The sequence below is a fragment of the Streptomyces sp. NPDC037054 genome (assembly GCF_055606745.1).
Genome location: NZ_JBVJSJ010000008.1, coordinates 42,847 through 60,764 on the forward strand (window position 1 = coordinate 42,847; position 17,918 = coordinate 60,764).

Annotated in this window: 15 protein-coding genes; 7 read left to right on the forward strand and 8 right to left on the reverse strand. The window is 74.7% G+C overall.

Annotated features, from left to right (window positions below):
* Window positions 1–64: 64 nt before the first annotated feature.
* Window positions 65–1,315: a threonine--tRNA ligase gene (gene thrS / locus ACZ7D7_RS20270; RefSeq protein ID WP_470825908.1), complete on the reverse strand. Its 1,251-nt coding sequence runs from the start codon at window positions 1,313–1,315 to the stop codon at window positions 65–67.
* Window positions 1,316–1,680: 365 nt separating this feature from the next.
* On the opposite strand from thrS, the gene ACZ7D7_RS20275 reads away from it, so the two are divergent.
* On the forward strand, window positions 1,681–2,481 hold the full coding sequence (locus ACZ7D7_RS20275) for a hypothetical protein (RefSeq protein ID WP_470825909.1): 801 nt from the start codon (window positions 1,681–1,683) through the stop codon (window positions 2,479–2,481).
* Window positions 2,482–2,558: 77 nt separating this feature from the next.
* On the opposite strand, the gene ACZ7D7_RS20280 is transcribed toward ACZ7D7_RS20275, so the two are convergent.
* Both ACZ7D7_RS20280 and ACZ7D7_RS20285 read right to left on the reverse strand, forming a co-directional pair.
* Window positions 2,559–3,368, reverse strand: coding sequence for a GAF and ANTAR domain-containing protein (locus tag ACZ7D7_RS20280; RefSeq protein ID WP_470825910.1), 810 nt, complete (start codon window positions 3,366–3,368; stop codon window positions 2,559–2,561).
* A 141-nt stretch (window positions 3,369–3,509) separates the two neighbouring features.
* Window positions 3,510–4,853, reverse strand: coding sequence for a helix-turn-helix domain-containing protein (locus ACZ7D7_RS20285; RefSeq protein ID WP_470825912.1), 1,344 nt, complete (start codon window positions 4,851–4,853; stop codon window positions 3,510–3,512).
* 319 nt (window positions 4,854–5,172) lie between these two features.
* On the opposite strand from ACZ7D7_RS20285, the gene ACZ7D7_RS20290 reads away from it, so the two are divergent.
* A complete protein-coding gene (locus tag ACZ7D7_RS20290) occupies window positions 5,173–5,529 on the forward strand; it encodes a DUF6401 family natural product biosynthesis protein (RefSeq protein WP_470825913.1) in 357 nt (118 codons plus the stop codon).
* A gap of 126 nt (window positions 5,530–5,655) precedes the next feature.
* Here the strand turns inward: ACZ7D7_RS20290 and ACZ7D7_RS20295 are convergent, their stop codons facing one another.
* The 3 genes from ACZ7D7_RS20295 to ACZ7D7_RS20305 all read right to left on the reverse strand — a co-directional run bounded on the left by ACZ7D7_RS20295 (window position 5,656) and on the right by ACZ7D7_RS20305 (window position 9,021).
* Entirely contained in the window at window positions 5,656–6,465 is an 810-nt protein-coding gene (locus ACZ7D7_RS20295) for a membrane protein (protein WP_470825914.1), read from the reverse strand.
* 153 nt (window positions 6,466–6,618) lie between these two features.
* A complete protein-coding gene (locus ACZ7D7_RS20300; protein ID WP_470825915.1) occupies window positions 6,619–7,680 on the reverse strand; it encodes a hypothetical protein in 1,062 nt (353 codons plus the stop codon).
* Between the two features lie 138 nt (window positions 7,681–7,818).
* Complete coding sequence (locus ACZ7D7_RS20305) at window positions 7,819–9,021, reverse strand: PP2C family protein-serine/threonine phosphatase (RefSeq protein WP_470825916.1); 1,203 nt, start codon at window positions 9,019–9,021, stop codon at window positions 7,819–7,821.
* A gap of 171 nt (window positions 9,022–9,192) precedes the next feature.
* On the opposite strand from ACZ7D7_RS20305, the gene ACZ7D7_RS20310 reads away from it, so the two are divergent.
* The 3 genes from ACZ7D7_RS20310 to ACZ7D7_RS20320 all read left to right on the forward strand — a co-directional run bounded on the left by ACZ7D7_RS20310 (window position 9,193) and on the right by ACZ7D7_RS20320 (window position 11,758).
* Window positions 9,193–9,642 (forward strand): hypothetical protein, encoded by a 450-nt coding sequence (locus tag ACZ7D7_RS20310; protein WP_470825917.1) that lies wholly within the window; start codon window positions 9,193–9,195, stop codon window positions 9,640–9,642.
* 99 nt (window positions 9,643–9,741) lie between these two features.
* Window positions 9,742–10,650, forward strand: a complete 909-nt coding sequence (locus tag ACZ7D7_RS20315) for a hypothetical protein (protein ID WP_470825918.1) — start codon at window positions 9,742–9,744, stop codon at window positions 10,648–10,650.
* A 145-nt stretch (window positions 10,651–10,795) separates the two neighbouring features.
* Window positions 10,796–11,758 (forward strand): endonuclease/exonuclease/phosphatase family protein, encoded by a 963-nt coding sequence (locus ACZ7D7_RS20320; RefSeq protein WP_470825919.1) that lies wholly within the window; start codon window positions 10,796–10,798, stop codon window positions 11,756–11,758.
* A gap of 78 nt (window positions 11,759–11,836) precedes the next feature.
* Here the strand turns inward: ACZ7D7_RS20320 and snpA are convergent, their stop codons facing one another.
* A complete protein-coding gene (gene snpA / locus ACZ7D7_RS20325; protein WP_470826218.1) occupies window positions 11,837–12,493 on the reverse strand; it encodes a snapalysin in 657 nt (218 codons plus the stop codon).
* 192 nt (window positions 12,494–12,685) lie between these two features.
* Between snpA and ACZ7D7_RS20330 the strand changes: the two genes are divergently transcribed.
* Window positions 12,686–13,639: a LysR family transcriptional regulator gene (locus tag ACZ7D7_RS20330; protein WP_470825920.1), complete on the forward strand. Its 954-nt coding sequence runs from the start codon at window positions 12,686–12,688 to the stop codon at window positions 13,637–13,639.
* Window positions 13,640–13,665: 26 nt separating this feature from the next.
* Here the strand turns inward: ACZ7D7_RS20330 and ACZ7D7_RS20335 are convergent, their stop codons facing one another.
* Complete coding sequence (locus ACZ7D7_RS20335; RefSeq protein WP_470825921.1) at window positions 13,666–15,750, reverse strand: PhoX family protein; 2,085 nt, start codon at window positions 15,748–15,750, stop codon at window positions 13,666–13,668.
* A 700-nt stretch (window positions 15,751–16,450) separates the two neighbouring features.
* Between ACZ7D7_RS20335 and ACZ7D7_RS20340 the strand changes: the two genes are divergently transcribed.
* Complete coding sequence (locus ACZ7D7_RS20340; protein WP_470825922.1) at window positions 16,451–17,845, forward strand: VWA domain-containing protein; 1,395 nt, start codon at window positions 16,451–16,453, stop codon at window positions 17,843–17,845.
* Window positions 17,846–17,918 lie beyond the last annotated feature (73 nt).

Below are 17,918 nucleotides of genomic sequence, written 5' to 3' on the forward strand. Positions count from 1 at the left end.
GAGCCGGGCGGTCACCGGCGGCGCTCGGCGTCGGACGGGGGCTCGCACACCCCACGAGCCGACCTTACGCGGATTCCCACAGGTCGGTGCCGCGGGCCCGGACCCGCTCGGCGATCCTGCGGAGCAGCTCGGCGCCGGGCAGTTCACCCGGCCGCCGCCCGTCCCGCAGCCGCGGCGCGACCAGGCCCGCGTCGGCCTCCCGCGCCCCGATCACCGCCTGGTACGGCACCAGCCGCGCCGCCCTGATCCGGGCGCCGAGGGTGCCCCGGCCGGGCCCGGCGACCTCGGTGCGCAGCCCCTGCGCGGTCGCGCGGCGCGCGAGGTCGTGGGCGGCGTCGGCCTGCGCCTCGGTGACGGGCAGCACGACCAGCTGCACGGGCGCGAGCCAGGCCGGGAAGGCCCCGCCGTGTTCCTCCAGGAGGTGCGCGACCGCCCGCTCGACGCTGCCGACGATGCTGCGGTGCACCATGACGGGACGGTGCCTCGCGCCGTCGGCGCCGGTGTAGCGCAGGTCGAAGCGCTCGGGCTGGTGGAAGTCGATCTGCACGGTCGACAGGGTGGCCTCCCGGCCGGCCGAGTCGGCGATCTGCACGTCGATCTTCGGCCCGTAGAACGCGGCCTCGCCCGGCACGGCCTCGTACTCCAGGCCCGACGCGTCGAGCACCTCCCGCAGCAGCGCGGTGGCCCGCCGCCACAGCTCGGGGTCGGCGACGTACTTGCCGCCCTCGCCGGGCAGGGAGAGGCGGTGGCGGGCGGCGCGGATGCCGAGGTCGGCGTAGGCGCGGCCGATGAGTGCGAGGGCGGCGCGGGCCTCGTCGGCGGCCTGTTCCAGGGTGCAGAAGATGTGCGCGTCGTTGAGCTGGATGGCCCGGACCCGGGTGAGCCCGCCGAGGACGCCGGAGAGTTCGGAGCGGTACATGCCGCCCAGTTCCGCGAGGCGCAGGGGGAGTTCGCGGTAACCGCGGGCGCGGGAGCGGTAGACGAGGGCGTGGTGCGGACAGAGGCTGGGCCGCAGGACGACCTGCTCGCCGCCGAGGTCCATCGGCGGGAACATGTCGTCGCGGTAGTGGTCCCAGTGGCCCGAGATCTCGTACAGCTCGCGTTTGCCGAGGACGGGCGAGTACACGTGCCGGTAGCCGGCGGCGCGCTCGGCCTCGCGGACGTACTCCTCCAGGGTGTGGCGGACGACGGCGCCGTCGGGCAGCCAGTACGGCAGGCCGGCGCCCATCAGCGGGTCGGTGTCGAACAGGTCGAGCGCGCGGCCGAGGCGGCGGTGGTCGGGCATGGCGGTCTCCTCCGGACGGGAGGCGAGCACCGCGCGACGAAGCCCCGGGGCACTCGCCCCGGGGCTTCGGACTCAGGTCAGCTGTCAGCGCGCCGGGACACTCTCCGGCGTCGTCGTGCGAGACGGGTGGGCGCGCTGCATACGGCCGACGGTAGCGCGCGCCGACGGGACGTGCCGACTGATTTTCCGGCGGCCCCGCCGCGCCCGCCCGTGCCGCCGCCCCGCCGCACCTGCCTTTCGTCGCCACGCCCGCCCGCGCGCGTCCCCCTCACCCGGACGGCCCGGCTCGCTGGTGGGCGGGCGGGGCCGGTGGTGCCGTGTAAGGGCGTACCGATCTTGGACGCCCGTTCAACCCGTGCGAGCCGTTCAGGCCCTGGAAGCAGTGGAGGCAGTCGATGACCCGTTCCCCGGCCGCTCGTGTGCTCGTCGCCTCGGCCCTGTCGGCGGCCGTGCTGCTGAGCGCGCTCGGATGCTCGGCCGGCGGGCCCGATCCGTCACGGGCCGCGCCCAGGTCACCGGCCTCCCCCGCGTCCCCGGCCGCCGAGCAGCCCCCGGCGGCTCCCGCGACGCCGGCCGCGCCGCCCGTGCTCACCGAGGCGCAGGCGCGGGCCGCGCTGGTCACGGAGGCCGACCTGGGCGGGCCGTGGGTGCCCACGCGCGGCGTCGCGACCTGGCGGGACGGGCTGCTCAAGGGCACCACCGGCGACGCCGACTGCCGGCGCCTCCTCGACGCGCTCTACACCGACGACCTGTTCGGCGCGCCGGGCGGGCCGCGCGCGGTCGTCGCCCTGGACGACGTGGACACCGACGCGCAGCTCCGCTACCAGGTCACCGCCCATCGCGCGGCGGACCTGGACCGCACGCTGGACTGGATGACGACGCTGCCGGAGAAGTGCGAGCGGTTCACGGTCACGTCCGAGCGGGGCGGCGCGGCCGAGGCGCGGGTCACGGAGGTGCCGCTGCCGGGGGCGGGCGACGCCCGCCGGGGCCTGCGACTGACGCTGACCGGCACGACCGCCGACGGCCGGCCGGCGGTCCTCACGCTGGAGGCCGCCGCGGTCCGGGTCGGCGAGGCCGCGGTCGGCCTCACCCACGGCGGCCTCGGCGACGTCGTCTCCGACATCACCCGCGCGGTCGCCGAACTCGGGGCGCGACGCCTGACAGAGGTCAGGAACCAGGGGAGGGCGCTGGTCTGAGCCCGCGCGCACCCCTCCGCGAACAGAACGCGCTCGCGGAGGACTCGGTCCCGGGAGTTCCGAGCGTCCCGAGCACCTCAGTCCCGCTCGAACCTCTTGCGGCGTGCCACCACGTCCCGCGCCACGTCCAGGGCCGTGCGGCCCTGCGCGAAGGCGTCACCGCGCAGGCGGGCCAGGGCGTCCTCGGCGCCGACCCCGAGCTGGGCCATGATCATGCCGACGGCGTGGTGGACCTCGTCGTGGTCGGTGGCCAGGCCGTTCAGCCAGCGGCCGCCCTCCGCCTCGGGCTCCCCGCCGCGCTGCAACGCCATCAGCGCCACCGTCATCGCCCCGGCCACGATCTCCGCGGTGCGCCGCTGCCGCCCGGTGAGCTCACCGGGCGTCTCGCGGTACAGGTCGAGCGTGCCCACGCACGCGTCCCCGAAGCCGAGCGGCAGCGCGTACACCGCCCGCACCCCGGCCGCCGTGGCCGCCTCCGCGAAGACCGGCCAGCGATCCGCGTCGCCGCCCGTGCTCAGGTCACGGGCGAAGACCGGCGCGCCCATCTCCAGAACCCGCTGGCAGGGGCCGTCCCCGAGCGTGGCCTGCACGTCGGCGAGGTGCGCGGCCCGCGGGCTGCTCGCGCTGAGCTGCGCCGGCATGCCCCCGCCGCGCAACGACACGCTCGCGCCGCTCACCGGCAGCAACGCCACCGCGACGGCGCACAGGCGCTCCGGCACCTCACCGGGTGCGGCGCCCCGCAGGGTCGAAGCGATCAGGTCGGCGGCGCGCGCCCGGTCCTGGTCCAGCTCCGGATCCGCGCCGTGCGGTCCCGGGTCGTAGCCACCCCGAGCACCGTGCGGACCGGGGTCGTCGCCGGGGGCGCCGTGGCGGTCGTCCCTCGGCACGGCTACCGCCTCCTTCACTCACGCGGTCTGTGCGACATCGACCGGTTCCCGGCCGGACACCCCCCGGTACGGAACGAGGGCCGACTACCCGAGCACCCTGGAGCGAAACGCCCCGCGCGACCGACCGGGACGCGCACGGATTCACAGCGGCGGCTGCGCCGGTGCCGGCCCGAGGGTCGTCGTCCCCGGCGCCGTACGGTGTCCGAGCCCCGTCCGGTACGCGTCCAGCGCGGCCTCGACGCGGCCCGTGCGGCGCAGCAGGTCGCCGAGCAGCCGGCACAGGTCGGCCAGGTCACCTGCGGCGCCGGCCCGCTCCAGCAGGCTGAGGGCGCGGACGTAGTGCTCCTCGGCGGTGTCGGTGTCGCGGGCGTCCTCGGCGATGATGCCGAGCAGCCGGTGGGCGGCGGCCGCGTGGACGGCGCCGCGCTCGGGGGAGAGGTCGCCGAGCACGTCGCGCAGCAGCCCCGCGGCCTCCTCGGACTTGCCGCGCCGGTGCAGGACGTCGGCCAGTTCGACGGCGACCTGGCTGGTGTAGAGGGCGGCGCGGGTGGCGGCCAGCATCGCCCGGGCCGCGCGCAGTTCCTCCTCGGCCCGTTCGAGCCGGCCGTTCTGCGCGTAGACGTATCCGCGCATCCAGTGGCAGTTGGCGAGTTCGGTGCGCAGCTGGAGCGTGCGGTACAGCTCGGCGGCCCGGGCGAGGGAGGCGTCGGCCTCGGCGAGCCGGCCCTCGGCGAGCAGGGTGCGGGCCACGGACCGGTGCATGCGGGCGACCAGCGCGGGGTCGCCGGCCCGCGGCGCGAGGGCGAGGGCGAACTCGGCGGCCTGCGCGGCGCGCGCGTGGGCGCCCATGTCCATGTACGGCCCGATGATGCTGGCGTACAGCAGCAACAGCGCGTCGGGGTCGTGCAGTTCGGCGCGGTTGAGCTCGTCGAGGGCGGTCTCCAGCAGGTAGACGCAGTAGCGCAGTTCACCGGCGAGGTAGTGCGCGACGGCCCGCCCGCGCAGGGCCGGTACGCGGGCCGGGAGGGGCGCCTCGGCGAGGGCCCGCTCGGCCCGCTCGAAGTGCTCCCGGCCGCTCTCCAGCTCCCCGGTGTCCAGGGCGCACTCGCCGAGCCCGAGCAGCGCGGCCGCCTGCTCCTCGGCCAGCTCCTGCTCCTCGGCCTCGGCGAGCAGCACGGCGTACTGCGCGGCGGCCTCCTCGGCCTCGCCGGCGGCCAGCGTGCGCTGCGCCTCGGTCAGCCGCAGCCGCAGCTCGGTTGCGGTGCGCGCGGAACGCCCGGTGACCAGCTCGTCGTAGGTGACGCCGAGCCGGTCGGCGAGATGCCGCAGCGCCTGGTCGGAGGGGCGCACCCGGCCGGACTCCAGGGTGGAGATGTAGGCGGGCGTGTACGCGGGTTCCGCCAACTGCCGCTGTGTCAGGCCGCGTTCGGTGCGCAGGCGCAGCACCCTGCGCCCGATCGTCACCGGGTCGTCACGGTCCCCCACTGGCCAACTCCCCCTGCGTCTCTTGCCGTCCGGCTTCGACAGCCCCTAGGTTAAACCGCGTATTAAACGTGCTTGACGCGTTGTTGTTGCGAGGTCGCCGTGCTGGAACGCACACGCATCACCGATCGGTACGCCCGGGGCGTCGTCGCGGCCGTCGTGGCGGCGGTGACCTTGATCCTGGCCGCGAACACCGGCCCGGCCAGGGCGACGGAACCCGCGCAGCACGCGACACAGTACGCGGGTGAGGCACGTCGCTCGTGATGTAAATCATGGCAAACCCGGTACTTCGCTCCCCCGGGGCCGTCTTACGGTGGAACGCATGTCCCTCTTGGCCAAGATCAGCAGCACGTACGGGCCCCGCTTCGCGGAGTTCGCGTTCGAGCCTGCCTTCACGGCCGCCGTGGACCAGCACGTGGCCGAGATACGGGACCGCCTGGCGGCCAACCACCCGGGGCTGGTCCCGCCGCCGCCGCACCGCGAGGACCTCACCGACTACGCCCTGGGCTTCCTCGACGCCCTCGACGAGATCGACTGGCGCGAGCCCGTGGGCCACGACTACGCCGTGTGCCGCCTGACCGCGATCAGCTGGCTCGCCCGGCAGCACGGCCTGCTCGCCGGGACCGGCGCCGGTGACGAGGACGGCGACAGCCGCAGCACCGCCGACGACATCGCCTGAGCCGACGGCCCGCGCGCGGAACGTCCCGCACGCACCTCCCCGCAGCGAACCGGGAACGCCGGGAACACCCCCGCACACACGGAACCGCCGGCAGGCCGCTCCCCTCGGCCCGTCGGCGGTGTTCCGTCACATGTCCGACGGGCGGTCCGTCCCGCCGCGCATCTCGGTGGCACCGCGGCGGCCGGACTCGGTCCGCTCGCCGGCCGGCTGACGCATCGCGTCCTCCCGGCCCGCCTGGTAGGCGGCCATGCTGCCCTTGCGGCGGCCCGTCTCCTCCTCCGCGGCCGACAGCATCCGCTCCATGCGCTGCCGCATCGGCGTGATCATGCCGCCGCCGACGCCGACGATCAGGATGCCCGCCACCGTGGCGAGCGCCGCGACCAGCAGCGACTGGACGACGTTCTCCGCGATGCCGGCCTGGCCGAGGGCGGCGATCACACCGAGGGCCACGATCGCGGCCCACACGCCGGTCGCGACGGTCTTGCCGTACGACGCGGACGACAGCGCGCCCTGGACGATCGAGCGGACCATGTTCGCGATGGCCATGGCGACCACGACGAGGACGACGGCGACGATGCCGCGCGGCAGCCAGGCGACGATGTCGTTGATCATCGAGCTGACCGGGTTCGGGCCGAAGACGCCCAGGGCCAGCTGGACCACGATCAGCATCAGGGCGAAGTAGACGATCTTCGCGATGATGCCGGTCAGGTCGTACTTGGAGTTCTGCAGCATGCGCGCGGTTCCGGCCCGCTCCGACAGACGCTCGGAGCCGACCTTGCGCATCACCCGGTCCAGGACCTTGGTGATCATCTTGGCGATGAACCAGCCGATGACCAGGACGACCAGGAAGCCGATCAGCTTCGGCACGAACGTGGCGATCTTCGACCAGGCGTCGTTGAGGCCCTGGGTGAAGTCGATGGCAAGGGTGGTGGCCATGGGCGGCCCTTCCTTCGGTCGGTGACGGCTTCCCCCTCCTAAGTGGATATCAGCGGTTCGCCGCCCGGACCTCGGCGAACGCCGCCGTACGAGTGACCGGACACCTGTACGCCGACGCCCTGCCGTGTCACCGCCGCCGTCGGACCCCGGGCGTCAGTCCTGGGTCTGGAGCTGGCTCAGCTGGCGCCGCACGTGGTCGAGGGCGCCCTCGCGCCGCCCGGGGACCCGGCCGCGCAGACCGGCGAGCTCCTCGCCCAGCCGCCGGGCCGTCGCCGCGTCCCTGACCTGGCCCCACTGGTGGTGCGCCCGGTCCACGGCCGACTCCACGGCGGGCGCGTCCGGCACCTGGCCGGCCGCGAGCCGCGCCGCCGCGATCGCCATCCAGGTGCGGCAGCTGCGCGCCGCGTCCCCGGCGAACATCGCGAGGTCCGCCCGGACCTCGGCCCAGTGCAGCGCCTCCTCGGACCCGGGCCCGTGCGCGGTCAGGGCGGCCTGCTCGTGCCGGGCGGCGAGCGCGTCGGCGTCGGCGTGCCGGCCGGCGCGCACGGCGGCGCTGATCGCGTCGTGCGGGTCGCCCGGCGCCGGGCCGGGCGTCGTCAGCACCAGGTCGGCACCCGCGCTCTCGGGCGCCGTACGGGCGAGAACCTGCTGGTGCAGCTGGTCCAGCGGCGGCCGGAACCCGCTGCGCAGGATCGTCGCCACGGCCTTCATGTACGCGGGCTGCGCCACCGCGCGCCGGGACCGGGGCGGCGCGACCCGGCCGTAGACGGCGTTGTTCCGGCCGCAGTCCAGCGGATGCGCCCGCAGCCACTCCCAGCTCTCCGCGTCCGCGTGCAGATCGAGCAGCAGCGTCGTCGTGCCCGCCGGGCGCAGCCGCAGCTCCTCGCGGACCCAGTGCCAGGGCAGCGCGGTGTAGCGGACGGTCGCCGGGGTGGTGCGGGCCAGCGCGAGGTGGGGCAGCCGCTGGCGGCGGTCGAGCTGGAGCTGGCCGGTGACGTAGACGGTGAGCGGGCCGGGGGCAGCGGCGGCGGCGCGCAGCCGGGTCAGCACGGCCTGCGGCTCCAGCGGGTCGGCCAGTTCGACGACGTTCGCGGTGTCCGCGCCGGACAGCACGGCCGGCGGCACGGCCGCGAGGACGGGCAGCACGGACGCGGCGTCCACCAGCCGCCCCCGGCCCACCGGCGAGGCCGCGAGCAGCAGCACGGTTCCGGGCATCGTCTGCTCCCCCTGTCGATCCCTGTCGGTCCAAGTCGGTCCTGTTGACCTGTCGGCCCCGTCGGCCCCTGTCGACCTGCCGGTCCCCGCCGATCACGTACGGCAGCACCGTAACCGCTGCGGGTGCAAAGCAGTGCCTCAGGCCTGCAAACGTCCTCGTTCGGGGAGTTCGCGCGGCAGCCTGCGCACCGCGAACACCGTGGTGTCGTCGGCGAGGTGACCCCGTGTGTGCCGCAGCGTGCCGTCGCGGACCAGCGCCACCAGGCGGTGCGGGTCGGCCACCCCCGGGTCGGCGGCGACGGCCTTCGCGACCTCCTCCTGAAGCGGGTAGAACACGTCGTCGCGGTCCCGGGCCTCGGTCACGCCGTCGGTGAACAGCAGCAGCGTCTCGTCCGGGGCGACGGTCACGCGGTGCACGGGCGGCACGGTCGGGCCGAGTTCGGTGAGACCGATCGGCAGCGCGTCGCCGCCCGGCAGGGACCGCACCCCGTCGGCGCGGACCGCGAGCGGGGGTTCGTGGCCGAACACGACGACCTCCACGCGGCCGGTCTCGTCCGCCGGGAAGCCGAGCAGCACGGCCGTGGCGAACCGCTCCACGTCGCGCCGGCCGAGCGCCTTGAGGTGCTGCCGGTGGTGCTGCATGCGGGTCTCCAGGCGCTCGGCGACCGTCGCGATGCACGGCTCGTGATACCCGGCCTCCCGGAACGTGCCGAGCAGCGCGGCCGCCGCCTCCACCGCGCCCAGGCCCTTGCCCTGCACGTCGCCGACGAGGACGCGCGTGCCGTGCGGGCCCGGCTGGATGTCGTAGAAGTCGCCGCCGACGCGGGCGTCGGTGTCCGCGGCGAGATACACCGCCGCGTGCTCCAGACCGCCCCAGCCCTCCGGCATCGGGCGCAGCACGGTACGGCGCGTGGTGTCGGCGATGTCCCGCATGTGGATCATGCGCCGCTCGCCCCGCAGCCGCACCGCGCAGGCCAGCGTGGCGAGGGCGCCGCCGAGCGCGACAAGCACGAAGTCGGCCGTGCCCGCCCGGTACTGGCCCGGCCAGGCGCCGTCCACCACGATGTAGCTCGCCACCGCCAGCAGCGCGAACGCGGCCGTCGTCCACACCCGGCAGATCGCGGCGGCGGTACCGGGCACCAGCACGATCCAGGTGACGATCCGGAAGGTGCCCGGGGTGTTGGCGTCGACGGCGATGATCAGCACGAGCAGCAGCAGGGGCGGCACCCAGGCCACGCTGCGGCCGCGCACCCTGAGCAGCGACTGCGGCCGTACCGCGTCCCGGCGCCCGGCCCGCGCGTACCGGTCGCGCAGGCCCTGGCCGCCGCCGCCGTCGCTCACGGCCCCAGCGAAACACGCACCGGCACGTCCCGCATCCGCTCCGGCCTCCCGTCCCGCCTTGCGTCCCCCGTCCTCCTCCGCCTCCGTCCGGCCCGTCTCCGCCGCCGACTTGCCAGGGGCGCGCGGCAGGTGTCCGCTGGGAGGCGGGGGCGAGGAGAGAGGAGAGCTCTCATGGCTCACGCCGCTCCCGCGTCACGCGGGATGAGGAGGAAGGGCGGCACGGCCGCCCCGACCGACATCTTCGGCGCGCGCGTGCACACGGCCGCGAAGTGGGCACTGCCCCTGCTGCTCGGGCTGGTCTACGGCTACTGGGCCGCGGCCAACCGGCGCGGCGGCGGGCCCGTCACGGGCTGGAACCTGCTGTTCGGCTTCGTGACGGCGTTCGTCTTCATGGCGCTCTGGATCGCGGTGCGGGCCCTCGCCGCGCGCATGAAACGCGAACCGCACGCGCTGCTCTGGGCGTCGTTCGCCGGCGCCGCCATCGGCTTCCTGATCAGCCAGACCGGTTCGTCCCCCCTGCGCTCGACAGGGCTGGCGCTGCCCGTCGCGGCGGGCGTCTTCGCGGTGCTCTTCTACCGCTACTACACGCGCGAGGACGCGGAGGGCCGCCGCGTCACCTGACGGCACGGCACGGGGGGCCGCCGTCTGTCCGGCCCGGCGATGCGCCCATCTGCACGCCTTCCGGTCGCCGCGCCCGCCGCCGGCGCGTTGCCTGAAGAGGTGCGCCTGCGTTCCTCCCGCCTCCCGCGCGGCCCGCGCGTCCGTGACGCGCTGTCGGCCGCGCTGATCGCGCTCGCCTGCCTGCTCGCGCCGCTCGGCGCGCTCGCGGCGTGGGCGGCGTACGGGCTGGCCGACACGGGACGGTACGTCGCCACGATGGCGCCGCTGGCCTCCGACCCGCACGTGCGCGGCGCGGTCGCGGACACCCTCGGCGACGGCATCCTCGCCGAGGTCGACGTCGGCCCGGCGCGTGGCGCGGTCGCCCCGTTCGTGCACGACGCGGTGCGCTCCTTCACCGGCACGGAGACCTACCGCACGGCGTGGGACGCCACGAACCGGGCCGTGCACGACGCCGTGCTGCGCGCCCTGCGCGACGACCGCGCGGCCGGCCGCGCCGTCACCGTCGACCTGGCGCCCGTCACCGCCCGCGTCAAGGCCCGACTGGCGGCCGGGCACGCGCCGCTGGCGCGGCGCATCCCGGTCGAGCACACCGCGGTCCCGGTGCTGCCGGCCGACGAGGTGGACCGGCTGCGGAAGGGGTACCACGTGCTGGACGTCGCCGCGTTCTGGCTGCCGCTCGGTGCGGTCGTCTTCGCCCTCGCCGGGATCGCCGTCGCCGCGTGCCGCCGCCGCGCGGTCACCGCCACCGGCCTCGGCACGGCGCTGGGCGGCGCCCTGCTCGCCGTGGCCGTCGCGATCGGCCGCCGCCTCACGGTCGCCGACCTGCGCGACGAACTCCACCGCCCGGCGGCCGGCGCGGTCTACGACGCCCTCACGACGACGCTGCGCACGGCGTCGTGGCTGCTGATCGCCCTGGGCCTGGCGGTGGCGGCGGTGTCGTGGCTGACGGGGAGACACGGCCGGGGCGGGGCGGCCCGGCAACCATCGACGCGCGCGGCTCGTCCTTGAGGGCAGGGGGACACGGCCCGAAGGACGGTCGCCCGGCAGCCGCCGAGCCACGGACAGTCGGGCCACGGGGTGACCCGGGAGCGGGTGACAGGGGTCGCGCCGTCCTCCCCCGGACCACACCGCGGGCACGGCGAGAGGACGGCACATGGACGGCGGCGGCACCTCCCGCGGACGCGCCCCCGCCGTGCTCGCCGCCCTCCTCTTCGCCGCCGTCAGCATCGTCGTGGGCTGCCGCGCCGCCGACACCGACGCCACCACCCCCGTCGTCCAGCTCCTGGCCTTCCTGCCCTGGCTGCTGGTGCCGACCGGCCTCGGCCTGCTGCTGACGCTGCTCGCGCGCTGGTGGCCCGGCGCCGTGTGGGGCGTCGCCCTGCTCGGTCTGCTCGCCTGGTTCGTCGAGCCGTACGGGAAGACGGGCACACCGGCGGGACCCGCCGTCGCCGACCTGCGCGTGATGGCCTCCAACGTGGAGTTCGGCCAGGGCACCGGCGCGCTCGTCGACGCGGTGCGGCGCGAGGAGCCCGACCTCGTGTTCGTCTCCGAGTGCGAGTACACCTGCGACGCGACACTGCACCGCGAGCTCGCCGGCAGCCACCCGCACCGGCGTGCCGTCGAGGGCGGCGGCTCCCGGGGCTCGGTCGTCCTCAGCCGCTTCCCGCTGACGGCCGCCCCGGACGTCCCCGGCACCATGGGCATGCCGGGCGCGGTCGCCGACGTGCGCGGGCACGCCGTACGGCTCCAACTCGCGCATCCCATGCCGCCGTTGCCCGGCCAGACCGAGGTGTGGCGCGCGGAACTCGACGCGCTCCGTGACGTCGCCGCCGACGGCCGGGGCACGCCCCTGATCCTCGCCGGTGACTTCAACGCCTCCCAGGACCACGCCGCGTTCCGCCGCATCCTCGACACCGGGCTGCGCGACGCGGCCCGGCTGGCGGGCGCCGACCGCACTCCGACCTGGCCGTCCCGCACGGCCCCGGCGCTCGGGGTCCAGATCGACCACGTACTGGTCTCGCCCGGCTTCACCGCGGACCGGGCCCGTTTCCTCGACCTCGCGGACACCGACCACCGCACGGTCGTCGTCGATCTCACGCTGCACGACGGGACGTGAACGCGCGGACAGCGGCGCCCCCTCGGGGACGCCGCTGTCACGGCCGGGACATGGGAGAAGCGGTGGTACCGGGCGGTGTTACCGGGCGCTCTTGTCCAGCGCCTTGTCGAGCGCCGCCGCGAAGCCGTTCGCCCACAGCTGGTCCACCCGGGACCGCTCGGCGGCGTTCGGGATCGCGTTCGTGCAGGACGTGCCGGGGCCGCCGCCCGACATCAGCTCGCTGCACGGGCCCTCGTAGTGGTCGGGCAGCCCGAGCACGTGACCGGTCTCGTGGGCGGTGACGCGGGTGGAGTCGTACTGCTGGTTCTGCCGGTAGTCGAGGAAGATGTAGCCGCTGCCGTGCCCGTCGGTGGAGGCGTACGAGCCGCGCGGGTCGTTGCCCTCGCGGTAGCTGAAGTCGGCGCCGGACGAACCGGCCTGGAGCTTCACGTTGGACACCGAGCTGTTCCAGATCTGGGTGCTGCGGGCTATCTGCGCGCTGAACGTGGGCGCGCGGGACGCGTCGTAGACGACGGTGACCGCCGCCGTGCTCTTGGGGTTCGCCGCGCGCTTCTCGGCGACCGACTTCAGGACGGCCTGGAAGAACGCCTCGTTGGCGGCGGCCTCCGCGGACGTGCCGGTGTACCCGACGTGGGCCGGGGCCGCCGACGCGGGGACCGCCCCGCCGAGGCCGACGGCCGCCAGGCTCAGCGTGACCGCGGCAGTGCGGACGGACAGGGACGTGGACATGCGCATGCGCATCGAGGACTCCTAGGTGGGGGGTGAGTCGTCGTCACGCCGAGTCTCGGTGCCCGCACGGCCGCTGTGATGATGGCAATCGGCGATAACACGGCCCTATCACCTGACCCCCGATCACCCGATTCGCCGCTGTCAGCAGGCATTTGGGCGTCTGGTGAAACGCCGGATTCCGCTTTACGCTCCGACGCCATGGAGCTCGAGGTGAGGCACCTCCGGGCGCTGTGCGCCATCGCCGACACCGGCAGTCTGCACCGCGCCGCCCGCCAACTCGGCGTGGCACAGCCGTCGTTGAGCACACAGCTGCGCCGCATCGAGCAGGAGCTCGGCGGCCCGCTGTTCCTGCGCACCCGCACCGGCTGCCGCCCCACCCAGCTCGGGCGCCTGGTGCTGAGCCGCGCCCGGCCGCTGGTCGCCGAGCTGCGCTCCCTGGTGACCGAGGCGCGGGCCGCCGCCGCGGGCGGACCCGGACCGCGCGTCGGCTCGACGGCCAGCAAGGCGCTCGCGGGCTGGCTGCGCGGACTGCGCGCCCAGGGCCAGGAGCCCTCGCTGCACATGGACGTGTCCGCGAACACCCTGCTGCGGATGGTCGCCGACGGCCAGCTCGACGTCGCCTTCGTGCACGAGGTCGAGGGCAGCCCGCTGCGGGTGCCCGGGGAGCTGCGGGTGCGCGTGCTCGTCGAACGCGAGCCGCAGTTCGTGTCGCTGCCCGCCGACCATCCGGCGACCGCGAAGCCGGTGGTCGACGTGGCCGACCTGGCGACGGACCGCTGGATGATCGACCCGAGCGTCGACGGCGAGTGGGACGCCGTGCGCCGCATGTTCCGCGCCGCGGGCGTCAACCCGCCCGTGCTGTTCGGCGACTACCACACGGCGTCGGCACTCGTCGCGACCGGCGAGGTCGTCACCGTCTGCCAGCCGACCTGCCGGCCCCGCGCCGACATGGCCGTACGCCGCCTGCGCGGCGACCCGCTGGGCGTGCGCCTGCTGCTCGCGGCCCGTACGGACACGGAACTGGACGGCGTCCTGCCCGCGCTGGAGGAGTCGTACGAGGAGGCGGCGCGGCAGGCACCGGCCTACCGGGAGTGGCTGGAACGCGACGGCAAGCGGCCACCGGTCCCAGCCCTCCCGCAGGGATCCTTCTGAATCGGCTCGGATCCTTCCGGATCGGCTCAGACGCCGATGTCCTCGCCGTCCGCGCGCCACACGGTGACGACGGCCGGGCGGACGTAGCTGCCCGGACCGTCGGGCCAGGTGCTCTTGGGCTCCTCGACGGACGCGCCGTCGATCTCGCCCGGGTGCTGCACGGCGACCACGACGCGGCGGTCCTGGATGATCGGGCCGCAGGTCTCGGCGCCGGCCGGCACGGTCAGGAACTGCTTCAGCTCACCGCGCCGCGGGCCGCGCGTGGCGACACCGAACAGGCCGTCGTGCGAGCCGAGCTGCGCGCCGTCGGTGGAGATCCACAGGTTGCCGTACGGGTCGAACGCCACGTTGTCCGGGCAGGAGATCGGGCTGACCTTGTCCTTCGGGAAGCCCGCGAAGTACGTCGCCGGGTCGGCCGGGTCGCCGGCCACCAGGAACAGCGACCAGGCGAACCGGGTGGCGTCGGCGCGGTTCCAGCGCTCGGTGAGCTCCAGGACGTGGCCGTGCTTGTTGCTGTTGCGCGGGTTGGCCTCGTCGGCGGGCGCGTAGCCGGTCTTGCCGCGGTTGGAGTTGTTGGTGAGCGCGACGTAGACCTTGCCGGTGACCGGGCTCGGCTCGATGTCCTCGGGGCGGTCCATCTTCGTGGCGCCGACCTTGTCACCGGCGATCCGCGTGAAGACGAACACCTCGTCGGCGGTCATGCCCTCGACGTGCGAGACGGCGCCGTCGGCGGTGGCGGTGGCCAGCGGGATCCACTCGCCGCTGCCGTCGAACTCGCCGTCGGCGGGCAGCTTGCCCGAGCCGTCGATGTCGGTGGCGGGGGAGTCGCCGGTCAGCTTGGCGACGTACAGGGTGCCCTCGTCGAGCAGCGACAGGTTGTGCTCGCGCACGGCACGCGAGTTGCCCTTGCGCATCCGCTTGCTGCTGACGAACTTGTAGAAGTAGTCGAACCGCTCGTCGTCGCCGGAGTACACGACCGGACGGCCGTCGTCGGTGAGGCGGACGGTCGCGGCCTCGTGCTTGAAGCGGCCGAGGGCGGTGTGCTTGCGGGGCGTGGACGTCGGGTCGTACGGGTCGAGCTCGACGACGTAGCCGAACCGGTGCACCTCGTTCGGCTCCTGGGCGACGTCGAAGCGCTTGTCGAAACGCTCCCACTTGCGCTCGGTCGGGCCGGTCCCGATGCCGTAGCGCTTGTCGGTGGCGCGGCCGCTGTTGGCGAAGTACTGGTTGAAGTTCTCCTCGCCGTGCAGCGTGGTGCCCCACGGGGTGGTGCCGCCGGAGCAGTTGTTCAGGGTGCCGAGCACCTTGGTGCCGGTCGGGTCGGCGGAGGTCTTCAGCAGGTCGGAACCGGCGGCCGGGCCCGTCAGGCGGAACTCGGACGTCGCGGTGACCCGGCGGTTGAGGGAGTGGCGCGGAACGGCGGTCAGCTTGCCGGTCCTGCGGTCCTCCTCCACGACCACGGCGGACAGGCCGTGCGCGGCCCAGGCGATCTCGACCTGCTCGCGGGTCGGGTTCTCGGGGTCGTAGCCGCGGAACATGAGCACCTCGTCGGTGTACTCGTGGTTCGCGACGAGGAGCTGGCGGTTCCGCTCGCCGTGCAGCGGCAGCAGCGCGAGGAAGTCGACGTTGTAGCCGAACTGGCCCTGCTGGGCCTTCGCGGTCTGCTTCTCCGGGTCGAAGGCGGGCGCGCCGCGCAGGATCGGCTCGCCCCAGCGGATCACGACGTTCTGGCCGTAGCCCTCGGGCACCACGACGGCGTCCGTGGTGTTCGGCGCGACGGGCGCGAAGCGCAGGCCGCGGGCGCCGCGCTCACCGCGGAACGTGGTCGCGGCGGCGTCGGCGGGAGCGCCGGGCGCGGCGGACGCCTGCGGGGCGGCGGCGACACCGGCCGCGCCGGCACCGGCGGCGGCGACCGTGACGACGGCGGCGGCACGCATCATCGCGCGGCGGCTGAGGGCACCGGCGATGACGTCGCCGACGTACTCGTTGTCGCTGGTGTTGGGCACCTCGTGGAAGCAGGCGTCACCACACCGGAAACGACAGGTCATGGCGGACCGGCCGCCGGGATGAGAACCGGACGGCGTTCCGATCAACGGCAGCAGCTTGCGCACTCTGTACTCCCCTGGGATTCCTTGGTGTCAGCGCGACCGTAGGGGCACATTTGTGCGGCAGCCGGGCGGCGAGGTGAACGGAGGGTGAACCAGTCCCATCCAAAGCCCACTTGGCGGGTCGGGCGCGTGTCACCGACGAAGGCCGAATACCGCCCCTTGACAGACCGTCCGTCCGGACTTCATACCCAGCCGAAGATCACCGCCGGGGGCCGCTAACCTTACGTGTCCGTCCTGGCCAGGGATTGACGGGCATCAACTCACGCGAAGGGTTGCGCACATGGGCATTCTCACTCTCCTGCGGAACGCGTTCGGTCGGTCACGCAAAGCACGGACCGCCGAGACGGAGGGTGCTGCGCCGGAGGCGACACCCTCGGAGCCGACACCCACGACGACGGAGCCGACGGCACCTTCGGCCGAGTCTCCCGGGGCCAAGCCCTCGGAGACCAAGCCCTCGGAGACCAGGGCCCCGGACGCCACGTCCCCGGACGCCACGTCTCCGGAACCGAAGGTCCCGTCCCAGTCCACGTCCAGCCCGGCGGGCCACGACCTGGTGGCGGCGGCCTTCGACAACGTCACGGTCCCGTCCCCGACCAAGCCGGCGGACACCCCCCGAGTCCCACCGACCCGCACCCCGGAGCCGGAGGCGGAGACGCGGACGGCTGAAACGCCTGCGACCGAGGCTCCGGTGACGGAGGCATCCGTGGCGGACCAGGCCCCGGTGGCCGACGAGGCCTCAGTCGCCGACGAGGCCTCGGTGGCCAACGAGACTGCGGTGGCCGATGAGACTGCGGTGGCCGATGAGGCGCCGGCGGTCGACCCGACGCCGGCGGTCGAGACCGCTGTGGAGGAAACTTCGCAGGCCGAGGAGCCGCGCGTGGAGTCGTCGCAGGCGGGCGAGGCCCCGGCGACGGAGGAAGCATCCGAGCCCGAGACGACGCCCGCAGCCGACGAGGCCCAGGCCGAGGCGGCCCCGGCCGCCGAGGAAACTCCGGGGGCCGAGTCGCCCGCAGAGGCGGACGAGGCCCAGGCGGCAGCAGTGCCCCAGGCTGCGGAAGAGGCCCCCGAGCCGGAGGCGACCCCGGAGCCGGAAGCCGAGCCTGCCGCTGCCGTCGCGGAGCCGGAAGCGAAGCGCGAGACGGAGAAGCAACCGGAGCCCGCTCCCCAGCCGGAAGCCGAGGCCAAGCCCGAAGCGAACTCCGGGCCGGACGCGGACGCGAAGCCGGACGCGGAACCGGAGGCCGAGGCCAAGCCGGAGGCGGACGCGGAAGCCGAGGCGAAGGCGGTAGCCGAGCCGGAGGCCGCCGACCCCCGGCCCGCAGCCGCCGACGGCGAGGACGCCCCGCAGGGGCCACCCGCACCCGACGACGAGACCCGCACGGGTGGTGCGGGTGGGAACGACGACACGGCCGAAGGCGAAGCCGAGGCCGAGCCCACCCCCGCCGCAGCCGGCGCACGCGTCCCGGCCACCCTCGCCACCGCCTACACCGCCGCCGCCACCGCCCTCGCCGCCCACAACCTCACCGGCACCCGCGCCAAGGTCTACCTCGTCCTCGACCGCTCCGCGTCCATGCGCCCGTACTACAAGGACGGCTCCGCCCAGGCCCTCGCCGAGCAGACCCTCGCCCTCGCCGCCCACCTCGACCCCGAGGCCCCCGAGGCCAAGGTCCACGTCACCTTCTTCTCCACGGAAGTGGACGGCACCGGCGAGCTCACCCTCGACGACCACGAGAACAAGATCGACACCCTGCACGCGCAGCTCGGCCGCATGGGCCGCACCAGCTACCACGTCGCCGTCGAGGAGGTCCTCGCCACGCACGGCAAGACCGCCCCCGACACCCCCGCCCTGGTGATCTTCCAGACGGACGGCGCCCCCGACGCCAAGACCCCGGCCACCCAGGCCCTCACGGACGCGGCGAAGAACCACCCCGGCGTCTTCTTCTCCTTCGTCGCCTTCGGCGCCCCGGACAACAAGGCCTTCGACTACCTCCGCAAGCTGAAGACCCCGAACACGGCGTACTTCCTCGCCGGCGAGACCCCCCTCGAACTCACCGACACCGAGCTCTACGAGGCCGTCCTGGCGAACTGGCGCCCGTAGCACCACCGCGTCTCCGCGCAGCAGGGGGAGGGACCACGCCCGGTCCCTCCCCCTGCCCGTACCCCCACCCCGT